The 16,030-nt window shown below is 53.5% G+C and carries 15 protein-coding genes and 1 riboswitch; of the genes, 6 read left to right on the top strand and 9 right to left on the bottom strand.

What is annotated here, in order from left to right; all coding sequences use genetic code 11:
• The first annotated feature begins 99 nt into the window (after positions 1–99).
• On the top strand, positions 100–843 hold the full coding sequence (locus VB712_RS17240) for a response regulator transcription factor (protein ID WP_323256971.1): 744 nt from the start codon (positions 100–102) through the stop codon (positions 841–843).
• 115 nt (positions 844–958) lie between these two features.
• Entirely contained in the window at positions 959–3,220 is a 2,262-nt protein-coding gene (locus VB712_RS17235; protein WP_323256969.1) for an ATP-dependent helicase, read from the top strand.
• A 109-nt stretch (positions 3,221–3,329) separates the two neighbouring features.
• On the opposite strand, the gene VB712_RS17230 is transcribed toward VB712_RS17235, so the two are convergent.
• The 8 genes from VB712_RS17230 to VB712_RS17195 all read right to left on the bottom strand — a co-directional run bounded on the left by VB712_RS17230 (position 3,330) and on the right by VB712_RS17195 (position 9,423).
• Entirely contained in the window at positions 3,330–4,814 is a 1,485-nt protein-coding gene (locus tag VB712_RS17230) for an AAA family ATPase (RefSeq protein ID WP_323256967.1), read from the bottom strand.
• A complete protein-coding gene (locus tag VB712_RS17225; protein ID WP_323256965.1) occupies positions 4,815–5,315 on the bottom strand; it encodes a YceD family protein in 501 nt (166 codons plus the stop codon).
• A gap of 15 nt (positions 5,316–5,330) precedes the next feature.
• Positions 5,331–5,810 (bottom strand): protein jag, encoded by a 480-nt coding sequence (locus VB712_RS17220; protein WP_323256963.1) that lies wholly within the window; start codon positions 5,808–5,810, stop codon positions 5,331–5,333.
• A 99-nt stretch (positions 5,811–5,909) separates the two neighbouring features.
• A complete protein-coding gene (gene yidC / locus VB712_RS17215; protein WP_323256961.1) occupies positions 5,910–7,070 on the bottom strand; it encodes a membrane protein insertase YidC in 1,161 nt (386 codons plus the stop codon).
• A 46-nt stretch (positions 7,071–7,116) separates the two neighbouring features.
• A complete protein-coding gene (locus tag VB712_RS17210; protein WP_323256958.1) occupies positions 7,117–7,509 on the bottom strand; it encodes a PH domain-containing protein in 393 nt (130 codons plus the stop codon).
• Positions 7,481–7,855 carry a ribonuclease P protein component gene (gene rnpA / locus VB712_RS17205; RefSeq protein WP_323256957.1) on the bottom strand — a complete coding sequence of 125 codons (375 nt, stop codon included), beginning with the start codon at positions 7,853–7,855 and terminating at the stop codon, positions 7,481–7,483. The genes VB712_RS17210 and rnpA overlap by 29 nt, the downstream gene beginning before the upstream one ends.
• A gap of 16 nt (positions 7,856–7,871) precedes the next feature.
• A complete protein-coding gene (gene rpmH / locus VB712_RS17200; RefSeq protein ID WP_323256955.1) occupies positions 7,872–8,009 on the bottom strand; it encodes a 50S ribosomal protein L34 in 138 nt (45 codons plus the stop codon).
• Positions 8,010–8,082: 73 nt separating this feature from the next.
• Positions 8,083–9,423 (bottom strand): SLC13 family permease, encoded by a 1,341-nt coding sequence (locus tag VB712_RS17195; RefSeq protein ID WP_323256953.1) that lies wholly within the window; start codon positions 9,421–9,423, stop codon positions 8,083–8,085.
• Positions 9,424–9,821: 398 nt separating this feature from the next.
• Positions 9,822–9,984: riboswitch (cyclic di-AMP (ydaO/yuaA leader) on the bottom strand.
• 183 nt (positions 9,985–10,167) lie between these two features.
• Between VB712_RS17195 and VB712_RS17190 the strand changes: the two genes are divergently transcribed.
• The 3 genes from VB712_RS17190 to VB712_RS17180 all read left to right on the top strand — a co-directional run bounded on the left by VB712_RS17190 (position 10,168) and on the right by VB712_RS17180 (position 13,750).
• Positions 10,168–11,106 carry a UDP-glucuronic acid decarboxylase family protein gene (locus VB712_RS17190; RefSeq protein ID WP_323256950.1) on the top strand — a complete coding sequence of 313 codons (939 nt, stop codon included), beginning with the start codon at positions 10,168–10,170 and terminating at the stop codon, positions 11,104–11,106.
• A 66-nt stretch (positions 11,107–11,172) separates the two neighbouring features.
• A complete protein-coding gene (locus VB712_RS17185; protein ID WP_323256948.1) occupies positions 11,173–12,537 on the top strand; it encodes a UDP-glucose/GDP-mannose dehydrogenase family protein in 1,365 nt (454 codons plus the stop codon).
• A 157-nt stretch (positions 12,538–12,694) separates the two neighbouring features.
• A complete protein-coding gene (locus VB712_RS17180) occupies positions 12,695–13,750 on the top strand; it encodes a tetratricopeptide repeat protein (RefSeq protein ID WP_323256946.1) in 1,056 nt (351 codons plus the stop codon).
• On the opposite strand, the gene VB712_RS17175 is transcribed toward VB712_RS17180, so the two are convergent.
• A complete protein-coding gene (locus VB712_RS17175; RefSeq protein WP_323256944.1) occupies positions 13,698–14,348 on the bottom strand; it encodes a hypothetical protein in 651 nt (216 codons plus the stop codon). The genes VB712_RS17180 and VB712_RS17175 overlap by 53 nt on opposite strands.
• Before the next feature lie 136 nt (positions 14,349–14,484).
• Here VB712_RS17175 and VB712_RS17170 point away from each other — a divergent pair, with 136 nt between their 5' ends.
• Entirely contained in the window at positions 14,485–15,936 is a 1,452-nt protein-coding gene (locus tag VB712_RS17170) for an AAA family ATPase (RefSeq protein ID WP_323256942.1), read from the top strand.
• Positions 15,937–16,030 lie beyond the last annotated feature (94 nt).

Below are 16,030 nucleotides of genomic sequence, written 5' to 3'. Positions count from 1 at the left end.
GCAGATGCGGGATTAGCGCGTATAATCAGGACATCCATTCATGTAACTCTACAGTTCTTAGTGAACTGTAATAAATCCCTAACGATGTTCCCGTAGGTCATGCCCCGAATCCTGGTCATTGATGATGATCCCGCAATTTCTGAACTGGTCTCCATTAATTTGGAGATGGCTGGCTATGATGTCAACCTAGCCAGTGACGGTATTAAAGGCCAAGCCTTGGCTGTTCAACTCCAACCGGATTTGATTCTGCTTGACCTCATGCTGCCCAAGGTGGATGGCTTTACCGTCTGCCAGCGTCTACGCCGCGATCCGCGCACCACCGATATCCCCGTTTTAATGCTCACCGCCCTGGATCAAACCCAGGATAAAGTCGGGGGTTTTAACGCGGGCGCTGATGACTATCTCACCAAACCCTTTGAATTAGAGGAAATGTTAGCCCGGGTGCGGGCCTTGCTCCGCCGTACCGATCGCATCCCCCAGGCGGCGAAACATTCCGAAATTCTCAATTATGGCCCCCTAACGCTGATCCCCGAACGGTTTGAGGCCATTTGGTTTAACGAAACGGTGAAGCTCACTCATTTGGAGTTTGAACTACTCCATTGCTTGCTCCAACGCCATGGCCAAACCGTTTCCCCCAGCGAAATCCTCAAAGAAGTCTGGGGCTATGATCCCGATGATGATATTGAGACGATCCGGGTGCATATCCGCCACCTGCGCACCAAAATCGAACCGGATCCCCGCCATCCCTGCTATATCAAAACCGTCTATGGGGCGGGTTATTGCTTAGAACTCCCCAGCAGCGAGAATACGGTAGCGGATGCGGATTCAGCGGCCACTCAGTAGGGTGGGGGATTTAGCATCAGCCCTCACCCCCAGCCCCTCTCCCAAAATGTGGGAGAGGGGAGTTTGTAGGGGCGCAGCGGCTTGCGCCCTTTGATCAATTATTGAGGATTGCGATATGGCTGATCTCCTGTTGTCGCCACCGTTGCAAGCCCTCCGATCGCAGTTGCGGCCGGGGCAGCAGGCCCTGGCGGATTGGCAGGGGGGCAAGTTGGCGGTTTCGGCAGTGCCGGGGGCGGGGAAGTCCCATAGTATGGCGGTGGGGGCGGCGATCGCCATTGCTCGTTTTGGCCTTCACGCTGGCCAGCAGTTGGTGGTGGTGACGTTTACTCGATCAGCAGCGGCGAATATTAAGCAGAAAATCCGGGCAAACCTGCGGGCGTTAAATCTGCCCACGGGGGGGTTTATGGTGCAAACCCTCCATGGTTTGGCCCTCCATATTGCCTCCCGCCATCCCGAAGCCTCCGGTTTAGATCTCACCCGGATGACGTTGATCACCCCCAACCAAAGCCATCGCCTCCTGCGTCAGGTGGTGGAGCAATGGATTCAGGATCATCCTGATCACTACGAACGGTTGCAGCAGGGGCAGGGGTTTGATGGGGAGGCGACGGAAAAGCTACGGCGGCAGTCGGTGCTCCGCACGGAAGTTTTGCCGAATTTGGGTTATACGGCGATTCAGGGGGCGAAAAGTTCGGGGTTAACGCCGGAGCAGTTGCAGGTTGCGGCGGCGGATGGTGAGGATCCCTATGGGACGTTGGCGATCGCCGCCGGTTTGTATGAGCGTTATCAAGGGTTGATGAAGTCGCGCCAACTCCTCGATTACGATGAAATGATTTTAGGGGCGTTGCGGGTGTTAGAGCAGGAAACCCTGCGGCAACAGTGGCAAGAACAGGTGTTTGCGGTGTTTGAAGATGAGGCTCAGGATTCTTCTCCCCTCCAAGCCCAATTGTTAGAACTGTTGGCCACGACACCGGATCAGCGCCAATGCAATCTTGTGCGGGTGGGCGATCCCAATCAGGCGATCAATTCCACCTTTACCCCCGCCGATCCCATCTATTTCAATCACTTTTGCGAGGATTGCAAAGGGAATCATCGCCTCACAACGATGGATCAATCGGGCCGCAGCAGCCAGCAGATCCTCAATGCCGCCAATCAAATGCTGTGCTGGGTTTACGATAGCTGGGAAACCACCGCCACCGTTGCCGTTGACCAACTCTTCCGCCGCCAAGCCATTCGCCCCGTCGCCGTAGATGATCCCCAACCCGATGCCAATCCGGCCCCCATTGGGGCCGGGGTAGAAATTCATTACCCCCCAGATATTTACGCCACCGTTCAGCAGATTCAAGCCAGGGCGATCGCCCTCCTCACCGCCAACCCCGACTACAACGCCGCCATTTTAGTCCGGGAACGGAAACAAGCCCATTTCCTCACGACGCGCCTCGCCCCGATCCTCAAGGGTCATAACATCCCCGTTTACGATGTCAACACCGCCCAAAATGCCAAAGAAATCCCCCAGGATATCCTGCAACTGCTGTTATTCATCGATCGCCCCCATTCCCCCGATTACCTGAAAGGGGCGCTGACGGTGTTGCGGGAGCGGGAGCAGATCCCCAGTCAGGATTTAGATGGGCTGGCGATCGCCCCCGAACAATTCCTCTACCCCACGCCCCTTGATCCCCCCCTTTCCCCCGCCGCCCTCATTGCCCAACGGGTCTGTAACCAATTGCTGCGGGCCGGCGTGGAATTACACCCCTACGACCTGATCTCATTCTTGGGGCTAACCTTGCAATACCAAGCCTCGGAACTGGCCACACTGCAAAAATTAGCGGAACGCATTTTTCAGCAAACCGCCCGGCAACGGACATTAAAGGCGATTCTAGAAATTTTGCAGGAGATTGTCACCAGTGAGCAGTTTGAAGGGGTGGAGGAAGAATCGGAGACTCGTTATACGAAGGCGGGCCAGTTGACGATCATCACGATGCACAAGGCCAAGGGCCTAGACTGGGATCTGGTGTTTATCCCCTTTTTGCACCAGGATAGTATTCCCGGTCAGCTTTGGGTGCCGGGGGCGCGGAAGTTTTTAGGAGATTTCAGTTTGGAAGAAGTGGCGCGGATGCAGATCCGGACGTTGGTACGTTCTAGGGGGAAAATGTCGGTGGCATTGCCGGATCCCAAAACCGCTTGGCAGGCAGCGGAATTGCTGAAGCGGGCGGAAGAATACCGCCTCTTATATGTGGCGATGACTCGCGCTAAACGGTTGCTCTGGCTTTCAGCGGCCCGAAATGGCCCCTTCACTTGGAGCATGGTCAGCGATCAAGGGGAAGTGACCCTGAAAGAAAAACAGCCCTGTCCGGTGCTGCTCAATTTAACCCCCCCGTAAGGGCGAAAAATTTGTAGGGGCGAAAAATTTTTCGCCCTACACCACCTAGAGCTTTTCACGATTGGATGAAGCGGATTCCAGATCACGAGTAGGTGTAGGGTGGGCAGTGCTACGACTGAAGGCCGAAGGGATTGCCACGGGATGCTAGGCGGGCCTTACCTGCTGCGGCCCAGTCTTGCAAAAATTGGATTTGCTCTTGGGCGGTGCGGGCCAGGGGGATGATTTGGCTGGCAGCAGTGAGAATATCATCAGTTGTAAAATCGCGGTTTTGGCTAAAGCCGAGGTGCATCGCTTCGATTAGGGTTTGCTCAATTTCCGCCCCCGAAAAATCCGGGGTTTCGTAGGCGAGGCGATCGCAATCATAATCCTTCACCGTCTGGGGCCGCAGCCGGGAAAGATGCACCGTGAAAATTTCCTTCCGCTCAACTTGGGAGGGCAACCCCACAAAAAAGATTTCATCAAACCGCCCTTTCCGCAACATTTCCGGCGGCAGGCTCTGAATATTATTGGCCGTCGCCACCACAAACACCGGGGAAGTCTTTTCCGCCAACCAGGTGATAAACGTGCCAAACACCCGGCTCGCCGTTCCCGAATCCCCCTTGCCATCGGCCCCGGCAAAGGCCTTATCAATTTCATCAATCCACAAAATACAGGGGGCCAAGGCCTCCGCCAGCGTAATCATTTGCCGCGTCCGGGATTCCGATTCCCCCACCAAACCCCCAAACAACCGCCCCACATCCAACCGCAATAGGGGCAAATGCCAATGATGGGCGATCGCCTTGGCCGTTAAGGATTTCCCCGTGCCTTGAATCCCCACCAACAGCAGGCCCCGGGGATGGGGCAAACCATAGGCCCGGGCGCGATCGCTAAAGGCTCCCCCCCTACGCAATAGCCAATCCTTGAGATTATCCAACCCGCCAATATCGCTGATCTGCTCGGTGGCGGGGTAAAAGTCCAAAATTTGCGTTTGGCGAATTGATTGGCGTTTTTCCGCCAGGATTAACTCCACATCCTCCGGCTCTACTTGCCCATGGGCGGCGATCGCCCGCGTCAACACCCGCCGCACCCGCTCCAACGATAACCCCTGAGCCGCCCGCACCAAAGCATCCAGCAACCCATCCCCCACCGTCTGCACCGCCAACAACCGCGCCATTTCCCCCCGTAACTCCTCCGCCGTCGGCAGGGGAAAATCAACAATCGTCAACACCTCCATTAATTCCGGCGGAATCGCCACCGTGGGGGCAACAATCACCAAAGTTTTCGGTTGGGATTTGAGCGATCGCGCCAAATTCCGCAACTTGCGAGCGATAGAAATATCCTCTAAAAACCGCTGAAAATCCCGCAGGATAAACACCCCCGCCGCCTGTTCCGGCAACTTCTCCACAAACTCCAACGCCTGAAGGGGATTGCGTCGCCCCACCCCGGCATTGTTGGGATTATCCTGATAGCCTTCGACAAAATCCCAAAGATACACCGCCCGGTTCCCCGCTGCACCGCGAATCATCCCCTCTAACCGCTCCTCCTCCGTTGTGGGGATATAGAGCAGGGGATAGCAAGCCCGCAACAGCAGTTCAAATTCCGCCCGAAACCCCATCTACTCCTCCCGCGCCGCGAGTTGCTCCTTGAGGCGGGCCAGTTCCGCCCAACGGTGATCCACCATCGGCTCCGAGGCTACCGGCTCCACCTTCACCCCCTGACAATTTTCGCCACAGACCTGCTGAAAGGGTAAGGCCAAACTCAACTGTTCATAGAGCCAAGCTAAGGGGTCAAAATAGCCTTGGGGGGAGAGGGTTTCCAGCAGTTCATCCCCTTGGTTTTCCTCGTTATGGGGATGGTCGAGGGGGATTTCTAGCCAGATGATTTCCTGGGTATCGACGGTGAGGCGGTGGTTATAGTGGGCGAGGCAGCGGTGGCAGGTGAGGGTGACGATGGTTTCGGCTTGCGATCGCACATCTAAATAATTCGTCTGATGAGTAACAGTCAATGTCCCCCGCACCGGGGTCAAGCTCTCTAACTCCGGAATAAAATCCTCAAGCTCAAACTGTTCACAGCGCTCAGGGGCCTGTAACAGGTGGGGAATAAAAATTGGTTTCATCACGCATCCTCCCGCCTAATCCAAGGTACGACGCAACACAAATAACCGCCGATGGGGTTCCGCGCCCCGGCTTTCGGTGGTCAAATCGGCAATATCGGTAAATAAATGATGAATTTGGCGACGTTCTGCTGAAGAAAGATCCGGCAATTCCGCCGCCTCCCCCGTGGCCCGTACCTGTTGGGACACTTCCGCCACCAAAGCCTCTAATTCCCCTTGACGACGCACCCGATAACCCGCCAATTCGATGGTGTAGGGGTGTTGTGCTTCCCGTTCCCGCCCAATATTTAAGAGGGTATTGGCGAGATATTGGATCGCATCAATGACATGGCCGCGATCGCCAATCAGCGCCTCCACCTGTGCCGCTGTTAAGCCATGGGCATCAATATTCAGCCAGTAGACCCCATCGGGAGCTTGACTCATTTCTACCCCAGCGGGGTAGCCCATCTGGTTTAACAGTTGTCTTAACCACGCCTCACCTTGATTCTGTTCACTCATATTGCTCCTGGGGCAAATCGGTCGGGGGTCAGTTGCGCCCCGACTGATAATGGGGGCTAACCCGAAAAGGGCGCAAGGGTTGCGCCCCTACAGTCGGGGTTAACCCGATGTTTTCTCTTTCTTTTTCGAGCGTTTAGGCTCAAAGGGAATGTCATTGCGACCCTGTTCCCGGGCTTCTTGTTTTTCCTGCTCTTCCACCAGTTTTTGCAGGTTATCCGGTAGGGGTTCCCGCATTAGGATGAAGGTTTGGGCAGTTTGGAAGACGTTGGCAACGGTCATGTACATCAACACCCCAGCAGGGAGGGGGAAGATCAGAAACATCCCACTAAACAGAATGGGGGTGATTTTGCTGATCGTTTGTTGTTGATCATTTTGGGGGCTGTTGCTGCCGCCGGAGCCGGTTAATTGTTGACTGATGTAGGTACTTACCCCAAAGAATAAGACCATGCCGACAATATCCCAGTGGATCGCGCCGTTTTCCCCGGTGGCTCCGATGCGGCCGAGGGCATTGATAAATAGGAATCCTTCATTGGCGGCAATGCCGGGAACGGTTCCCTGCAACGTGACTTCACCGGGAGCAAGGGCGGTAATCGTGCCATCGGGGGCGATCGCCACATTCTCCGCGCCTTTCGTCACCGTCCAAGTCGGCTCTACCTGACTATCAGCATATTCCTCGCTGAGGGTGGCAAACCGTACCCCATCCTCCGATTGGAATTCAGGATGCACTTCATCCCCCACCACAAGGCGATTACCCGTGGGCAACACCGCCGCTAAACGGTAGTGAACATCGGCATTGAGGTAGATATTTTGGGGTTTAGTGGTGAAAATTTGCGGTTGGATTTGCTCCGTTTGATCTGGGGAAAAGATTTGCAGATCGACGGTGTAGTTAATATCAGCAAAGGGCGATCCCCTCAGAGTGGTGAACAACGCCCAGAGAATTGGCAACTGAAACAGCAGGGGTAAACAGCCCGCCAAGGGGTTGCCATACTCCTTGTAAACTTCGCTCATCGCCTCCTGAAGCTTCTTGGGATCGTCTTTGTAGCGTTCTTGGACTTCCTTCACCCGTTTTTGCATCACCGGCTGGGCGATGCGGGTGCGGCGCATATTACGGATCGACCCCGCGCTGAGGGGGTAAACCGCAAAGCGAATCACCAACGTTAGGGCGACGATCGCAAAACCATAGCTAGGCACAATTCCATGGAAAAAATCCAGGATGGGCAGCATGATGTTTGTGGAAATAAAACCGATACCTAAATCCATGCGTTTTAAAGGGGGGCAATTGGGACAGGAGAGAGCGGGGGAATGGTTAGACGCGAATCAGCGTTGCGGCCACACCTGTTTTTTCAGCGGTGCGCTCGGCAATGTAGTCACAGATTTCGCGGTAGCGGGGAATGGCCCGTAACTCTAAGCGGTTGCCATCCTTGAGGGTGAGGACGATATCCCCCCACAGGCCAACGCCCCGAGCGACGCTGGCAATTTTTGAGACTTCTGCATAAATGACATCGGTGCGATCGCGCCCCTGCCAGCCGCCGGTCACGGAGACACGGCGATCAGTAATGCGGTAGCGCAACCACAGCGCTCGCACCACAGCACCAACGGTCAAGGGTAAACAAATAACGGTAAAGCCCAGCAAAATATTAAGAATTAGATCGCCAATATGGGGGCCACCTTCATAAAATGCGGTTTCTTTTATACCCATGCCATGCCTCGGTTCTTATTAATAACTGCTCTAATTCTCGCAAAAAATGTTCATATTCGCACGAGATCGCCCCTGGCTTGACATTAATCACCAGTTGGTAGCCCCCTTTGATCTGGGGGAGGAGATGGCGCAAGGCTAGACGGAGATAGCGTTTGATCTGATTGCGAACCACGGCCTTTTTACTGACGCGCTTGCCGACGGCGATGCCCATTTGGGGGGGAGCATCGGGGGGGATGCCTTGAAAACAGCGCAAAGTTAGGTAACGACCATGGTGGCGATCGCCCCGCTCATAAACTGCTTGAAAATCACGCCACCCCTTCAGCCGATTGGCCCGTGCTAAACCCATGGTGGGAAAAGCCTGCCTAAACCGCTAAACGATGCCGTCCTTTCCGACGACGGGAGGCGATCACCCGCCGGCCGTTGTGGGTGCGCATCCGGGCCCGAAAGCCGGATTTCCGCTTTTGTTTACGGCTTGTGCCGTGAAGTGTCCGCTGAGTCACTGTCGTCCTCCTGAATACCTTGACAAAAACACAGTCTACTATCTTAACCCGTGGTATCCATCCATGGCAAACCCTAAAACACAAAAAAGGCGACAATCACAAACAAAAAGCTAACCCCCACCTGGGCAACGGCCACCGGCATTCCATAGGATAGAAAACGCGCAAAGGAAATTTTTGTGCCATGTAATTCCGCCACCCCCGCCGCGACAATATTGGCTGAAGCTCCGACAAGGGTAGCATTGCCCCCCAGGGTAGCCCCAAACATCATCGCGTAAAACAGGGGCAACACTATCGGCGGCAATTGACCCGTAAAGTCAGGACTGGCCATGGCCGGTTCAATAAGATTGATTGTCAAGAGGTATTCCTTCAGGAGGGGAACCATGGCCACCACGAGGGGAATATTGGGGATGACACTGGAGAATGCCGCTACTAACACCATCAAAACCCCGCAACCTAGCAAAATATTCTGTCCCAACACCCAGGCGAGGAGGTGGGATAGTTGTTGAACTACGCCGGTTTTTTCCAAACTGCCAATCAGGACAAAAATTGACATGAAGAAAATCAATGTACTCCAGTCCACATCCTTGAGAATGTTGTTGACCGTATCGATTTTGCTGTGGTGGGCCAGGAGTAGGGCTAGAACTGCCCCCAAGAGGGCAACGGCCGCCGGTTGAATGGGAAAGGGTAAGGATTCACCAATCACAAACAGGACTAAAACCAGAACGATGATGCCACTGCCGACGGCAAGGACACGGGGATGATTAATTTCGGGAAGTTTGAGGCGATCGTACCCTTCAAACTTCATGCGCCAAATTTTCGGAAATAAGATGGGCAATAGGGCAACGATCACGGCGATCGCCAACACTCCCCCTAAGCTCAATTGCTTCATGTAGTCGGCAAACGTCATATTAATACCCTGCCCAACAATGAATGTCGCTGGATCCCCCACTAAGGTTAATAACCCCGCACTATTGGCCACCAACACCATCAAAATCAATAACGGCACAAAATCCACGCCAATATCCTGAGCTAAGGGCGGGATCAGGGGAGCCAAGAGCATCACCGTTGTGGCGTTGGGCAAGACCGCACAAATAGGTGTGGTAATGGCGACAATTCCCAACAGCAACATCTTGCCGCTGCCTTGGGAAATTTTCACCATTTGCCCCGCTAAATAGGCAAAAATTTGCGTCGGCTCAAAGGCCCGAATCAGCACCATTACGCCAAAAAACAGTGCTAATGTGGCATGACTGCGGCTAATGTAATCAATCGCTTCTGATAAGGTCAGAACATGGGCAAAGATCAACACCATCGCCCCCAGAAAAGCAGCGATGGTCAGATGTAATTTTTCCGAAAGGATCGCCAGCATCACGATGACGAACGTCCCCCCAGCAATCCAAGCAGCACTATAATCCATTGCCAGTAACACCTTCGAGCGAAGGTGCGATAAAAGGATTGATTAAAACCATAGAGAAAATGGCCCTGGCAACTCTGAGCCAAGGGGGGAGGCGATCGCTCAGGGATCCACCCCACACCAGAGAGTTAATCAGGGCAATGGGTTCAGGGTTTAAGGGGGATTACAGCTTTGATCGACAACATTGATTGCAGTCACGCTGTCGAGGCAGCAGACTCAAGTCTGCAATCCGAACCATGACTGTTCCCAATGATCGAGGGCATAGCGGTAAGAACCCAGTGGTTTAAGTTGAGATGGCCATATCACAAACTCCAGAGTCGTGGCGGGTACAAGGGCAAGTCATATCAGTACGAGCCAAGGACACTGAAACAAAACCACCATTTTGGAAAAAATGCTGTTTGTCAGTCTCCTCTCAATGCCGACGAAGTTAGCTGACGGGCTAGGACTGAGAGATGTCCCGCTGAGAGCCTTCAAGGGATTTTTGATCTCCCCTTGAGTCTTTCTGAGCTTACGCCCCAGGGTTTGGTTCCTCCGCTTTATCGCCACCATGAACAGGGGTTCAGGACAACGATAAACTAGGCTGACTTGCTTAATGCTAGGGATGATAGCACAAATTTTTCGCTGCTTCACCGCTAACGGGGGCGATCGCCCCCCAAGCCGAGATCCCCATCCCCCCTGTTGATGAGGTGGGGGAATTCCGCCAAATTTTGTTAGAGTGAAGGCTAAAAACTATGGTCAAGCATAATGATGCGAATCCTTGTCACGGGGGGTGCTGGGTTTTTAGGCTCGCACCTGATTGATCGCCTGATGGAGCAGGGCCATGAAGTCCTCTGCTTGGATAACTTCTACACCGGCAACAAGCAAAATATTCTGCATTGGTTCAATCATCCCAATTTTGAACTGATCCGCCACGACATCACCGAACCGATTCGCCTCGAAGTCGATCAGGTCTATCATCTGGCTTGCCCGGCTTCTCCGGTTCATTACCAATCGAACCCGATTAAAACCGTGAAAACCAATGTCTTGGGGACGATCAATATGCTGGGGTTGGCCAAACGGGTGAAAGCGCGGTTCTTCCTCGCCTCTACCTCTGAGGTCTATGGCGACCCCGATGTCCATCCCCAACCTGAAAGTTATTGGGGCAATGTCAACTGTACCGGCATTCGCTCCTGCTATGACGAGGGCAAAAGGATTGCCGAAACCCTCACCTACGATTACCACCGTCAGCATGGTTTAGAGGTGCGGGTGGTGCGCATTTTTAACACCTATGGCCCGCGAATGCTGCCCAATGATGGCCGGGTGGTGAGTAATTTTATTGTCCAAGCCCTGCGGGGTACGCCTTTGACGATCTATGGTGATGGCTCCCAGACGCGGAGTTTTTGCTATGTGTCGGATCTGGTGGAGGGGTTTTTGCGGCTGATGGCCAGTGATCACCATGAACCCGTGAATATTGGCAATCCGGGGGAATATACCATCCTTGAATTAGCCCAGAAAATTCAGCAACGGATCAACCCCGATGCGCAACTGAAGTTTGAACCCCTGCCCCAAGATGATCCCAAACAGCGGCAGCCGGATATTACCCGTGCTAAAAATTGGTTAGGCTGGGAACCGACGGTTGCTTTGGATGATGGCTTAACGAAAACCATTGACTATTTTCGCGATCGCCTCCAATTGGTTTCAGCTTAGTTCTGCCCTGAGGCGGTTTGCGATCGCCCCCACCCTATTTAGAACACCACTCAACCCAGAAGTACTATGCAAGTTTGTGTAATTGGGACTGGATACGTCGGCTTAGTGACAGGGGTCTGCCTCTCTCACATTGGCCACCATGTGATTTGTGTCGATAACAACGAAGAAAAAGTCAAGTTGATGCGCAGTGGGCAGTCCCCCATCTATGAGCCGGGGCTATCGGAATTGATGAAGTCCTGCATGGAAGCCGGAACCTTGGAGTTTACCGCTGATCTGGGCTATGGCGTAGAGCATGGCGATATTCTCTTTATTGCGGTGGGTACGCCGGCCTTGCCTACGGGGGATAGTGATACCCGCTATGTGGAAGCGGTGGCCAAGGGCATTGGTCAACACCTGAAGGACGGCTACAAGGTGATTGTCAACAAGTCTACCGTGCCTATTGGTTCGGGGGATTGGGTACGGATGATTGTCCTTGATGGGGTGGCAGAGCGGCAAAAGGTAGAAGGGGGCAGTGGGGAAATTACCGCTAAATTCGATGTGGTGAGTAATCCGGAATTTCTGCGGGAAGGTTCGGCGGTCTATGACACGTTCAACCCCGATCGCATTGTCTTGGGGAGCAACAGTGAGCAGGCGATCGCCCAAATGAAACAACTCTATCAACCCTTGGTAGACCGCACCTTTGCCGCTGAACCCGACCTGCCCCCGGTTCCCGTCGTGGCCACGGATTTAAATTCGGCGGAAATGATCAAATACGCCGCTAACTCGTTCCTGGCGACGAAAATTAGCTTTATTAACGAAATTGCCAATATTTGCGATCGCGTCGGTGCAGATGTGACCCAAGTCGCCAAAGGCATCGGCCTCGATTCCCGCATTGGCACGAAATTCCTCCAAGCCGGTTTAGGCTGGGGCGGCTCCTGCTTTCCGAAGGATGTCTCTGCCCTGATCCACACCGCCGACGATTACGGCTACGATGCCGAACTCCTGAAATCCGCCGTCACCGTCAACAAACGCCAACGGCTGATCACCCTCGAAAAACTCCAACACGAGTTAAAAATTCTCAAGGGCAAAGTGATCGGCCTCCTCGGCTTAACGTTCAAACCCGACACCGACGATATGCGCGATGCCCCCTCGTTGGATCTGATCGAACAACTCAACCGTTTAGGCGCAAAGGTCAAAGCCTTTGATCCCATCGTTTCCCAAACCGGCATTGGTCAAGGGTTGACCGGCGTATTGGTGGAAACCGATGTGGAGCGATTGGCGGATGGCTGTGATGCCCTCGTTTTGGTGACAGACTGGCAACAGTTCGCCCAGATCGACTATGGCAAACTGGCCAGCCTGATGAGTACGCCGGTAATCATCGATGGTCGCAACTTCCTCGATCGCCAAGCCGCCGAAGCTGCGGGCTTCCGCTATGTAGGCGTGGGTCATTAATCCCAGTAGGGGCGAAAAATCTTTCGCCCTCCCCCAGGGCCAAAATCTTTCGCCCTCCCCCAGGGGCCAAAATCTTTGTGCCTCCCCCAGGGCTTACGCCAACGCTCCCCCGCCCATCTATTCGCCAACCGGCTTCCGTCTCACCCCACCGATGATCATGCCTCATCCCCACTGGTTGCGCTCTTCCCCCGTTTGGGCTGTTCTCCTCCTCAGCCTAACGGCTTTCCCTAGCCTCGCCCAAGGGGTCGATCGCCTCAATGATCAACTGGCCATCCCCCCGATTCAGGAACCGATCACCCCCGCCCACCAAGAGGCACACCGCCTTTTTCAAATGGGGCAAGCGGCCAAAACAGAGGGGGATCTCGCCAAGGCGATCCAACTGTGGCGGGGCGCGTTGGAGCGTTACCAGGCCCTACGGGATACCGAGGCGATGGGCGTGGTTCAAGAATATCTCGGGATTACCTATCTCCAACTGGGCTATTTCCAAGAAGCCGACTATGCTTTTCGCCAAAGCTTGGCGGCCGCCAGGGATTTGGGCCATGAACAACGGCAGGTTTACGCCTTGAATAACATCGGCACAATGTTGCTCAACCGCAGCGATCCCCGCAATGCTGAGGCCACATTCCGCCAAGCGGTAGAGATTGCCCGCCGCATCGGCAGTGAGGCGGGGGAGGGGTTGAGTTTGAGTAATTTGGGCTTGGCCTTAGCCAGTCAGGGGGACTATAGCGGCGCGATTCCCATCTATGAGGCGGCTTGGGTGTTGCGCCGTCGCCATCAACATATTGGCGGCCATGCCTACACGCTCAACAATATGGGGGATGCCTACAAAGCTTTAGACCGTCATCCCCAAGCAGTGGCAGAATATCGCCTTGCCCGTTGGTATGCGGAAAGGGAGGGGGATATCCGCAACCAGTTCCGCGCTTTGGAAGGATTGGCCTATTCCTGCGGTGTAATGCGCCGCTGGACGAATGCGTTCCAAGCCCTGGATGATTGGATTAATTTGGCCAGGGCAACGGAAAATCCCCGCTTGGAATTGCGCGGCCTCCATCTCTATGCTCAGTATCATTTCCTCTTGGGCCGGGGGGCAGAGGCGCGGGGGCTGTATGAAAATGCGATCGCCGTCGCCCAAACCCTCGAAGACCCCGATTTAGTCACAATCCTCAGGAATGAACTGGGGCAGGTGCTCTATCGCTTCCCCCCACCCCGCCGCTAATCACCACATCCCGCAGCGGTTGCCCAGTCAAACAAAGCCAATGGCAGGTGAGCAAATCGGGGGTTTGTACCCCCACAGAAGCAAGGGCGGCGTGATTGGGAAAGGGCAGGAGGTGATCAAATTGAATATCTTCGGCCCCTAGGGCAAATTTGAGCAGATATAGCGAAGGGATCGCCTCGTAATGGCGTAGGAGTTGATAGGCCAAGGCGTAGAGGGGTTGCCGCTGTTGATCCTTGAGGTGAAAGGGTTGGCTCGGGCTGGGTTCGGATGTGATGGCTTCCCCGTAGAGCGGCCCCTTGGCCGTCCAAATCACCGGCAACCACAAATCCCCCTCTCCCGTGGGGTAGTTCAATTCGGCGGCAACCCAAGCCCGTTGGCCGAGGCGATCGCGGCAATGGCGATAAATAGCGGGAAAGGTATCCGGTAAATCCAGCGTTAGGGGACAGTAGATCACCCCTGGCTCTGGGGTCGGGGGGGCGATGGGGGTAATCCCCACATTGAGGCGATCGAGGGCAATGACGCGGGCGATCTCCTCCGCCACAGCCATTTCCGCCGCCCCAGCAATAATCACAATCGACAAATTCACCAAACGCGCCATAGGTCAAAAATACGCAATAAAAAACCAACAGGGATGTCTCAACGGGTATAATAGACCAGAAATGTGCAATCATTCCGACAACAGCGCGGATTGAATATTGCCGTTTTGGTCATTCTAGAATTCTTCAGTCAATGTCATGGCTTATCGTGGGGGTCTACCCGTTTTTTTCAATCCCGAACAATGTCGCAACGAAACGGAAGTTGAAAGCAAATTCATTGTTCAGTATCTGCTGCCCCATCTCGGCTATGAACCAGGCACCTGGTATCAAGAGGTAGAGCTAGGCAAAATTCGCCTTGATTTTTTAGTGTTTGCCGCGCGGCATTATCAAATGGATCGTCGCGCAGATATTGCCTCTGGGTTAGTGATTGAAGCAAAAAGTCCCCATCACCACCTCGGGCCATTTGTTAAAAAATTGGAATATTATTTAACCGAATTATGGATTCCCTATGGTGTTTTAACCAATGGCAAACTTTTTAAAATTTATAGCCGCATTAATCAGAAAATTCACTGTATTTTTGAATGTCGTGGTGCCAGTGTCCATGCTCAAATTGGCATGATCCGTACCATTATTGGCCGGGATGAGATCCAATCATTGCAGGGGATGCGCTCTACGAAAGTATCCCCATCGCCCCCTCCTCCTCTCCCTATCTCCACATCTCCCCCAGGGGATCCCCCATGCTTAATTCCAGAGCTTTCCACTTTTTCTTTACCCCCAAAAACCATGCGTACCATTGCGATCTACCACAATAAAGGCGGTGTTGGTAAAACCACCACCGTTGTTAACCTCGCCGCCGCCCTCAGTAAACAGGGCAAGCGAGTGCTGGTGATTGACCTCGATAGTCAGGCGAATACCACTTTTGCCGTGGGTTTAGTCCAGTTTGATGATGAGGAAGATGCCCTCAGTAAAACCCTGAGTGAGAATAATATTCAACAGGTTTTAAGCTCTGAGGAAATGTATCCGATCAAAGCGGTGGCTCAAACCGCCCATAGTTTTTGTACGCCGCCCATTGATGTGGTTCCGGCACACATTGATTTAATGCGGGCTGAAAATGAATTAAACAGTCAAGAAAATGCGCGGTTTATTTTGAGCCAAAAGTTGCACGATGTTGAGCATGATTACGATATCGTTTTGATTGACACGCCACCTTCGTTAAATTTATTCGCTCGTTACGCCTTGATTGCCGCCGATTATTTGATTATCCCTTCTGACTTAAAACCCTTTGCCAATCAGGGTTTAAAGAATGTGCAAACCTTGGTTAAGGATGTCAATAATTTTCGCCGCAATATTAACCGCACGCCGATCCAGCTTTTAGGGGTCTTGGCAAACAAGATTTCTACTAATGCCCGCTTTGTGCAATCCACTTTACCCAAGCGGATGCAGGCGGTGACGGATCGCTATGGGTTAAAAATGATGGAGAGCATTATTTATGAACGGGAATTTTTAGCAAAATGTGCAGAGCAGGTACGGATTATCGACGGGCGAGAGGTTCCCGACCCGCGTTCTGTGGTAGATTTTAATCCCAGTTGTGCTTCGGCACAGGAGTTTCAAGATTTAGCCCTTGAAGTGTTGGCAAAAATCGCGCCGTAGTGGAGGGTGCGTCAGGGAAATTTAAGCTATTGATGTCATAATAGATTTCCCCTAACGCACCCTAGGACTATCCAGGAGGGTATGTCAGATCGAT

It is taken from the genome of Spirulina sp. CCNP1310 (genome assembly GCF_034932185.1).
Taxonomy (GTDB): Bacteria; Cyanobacteriota; Cyanobacteriia; order Cyanobacteriales; family Spirulinaceae; genus Spirulina.
Note: the sequence above shows the minus strand (reverse complement) of the source record. Positions and strands in the feature narration are given on the sequence as shown.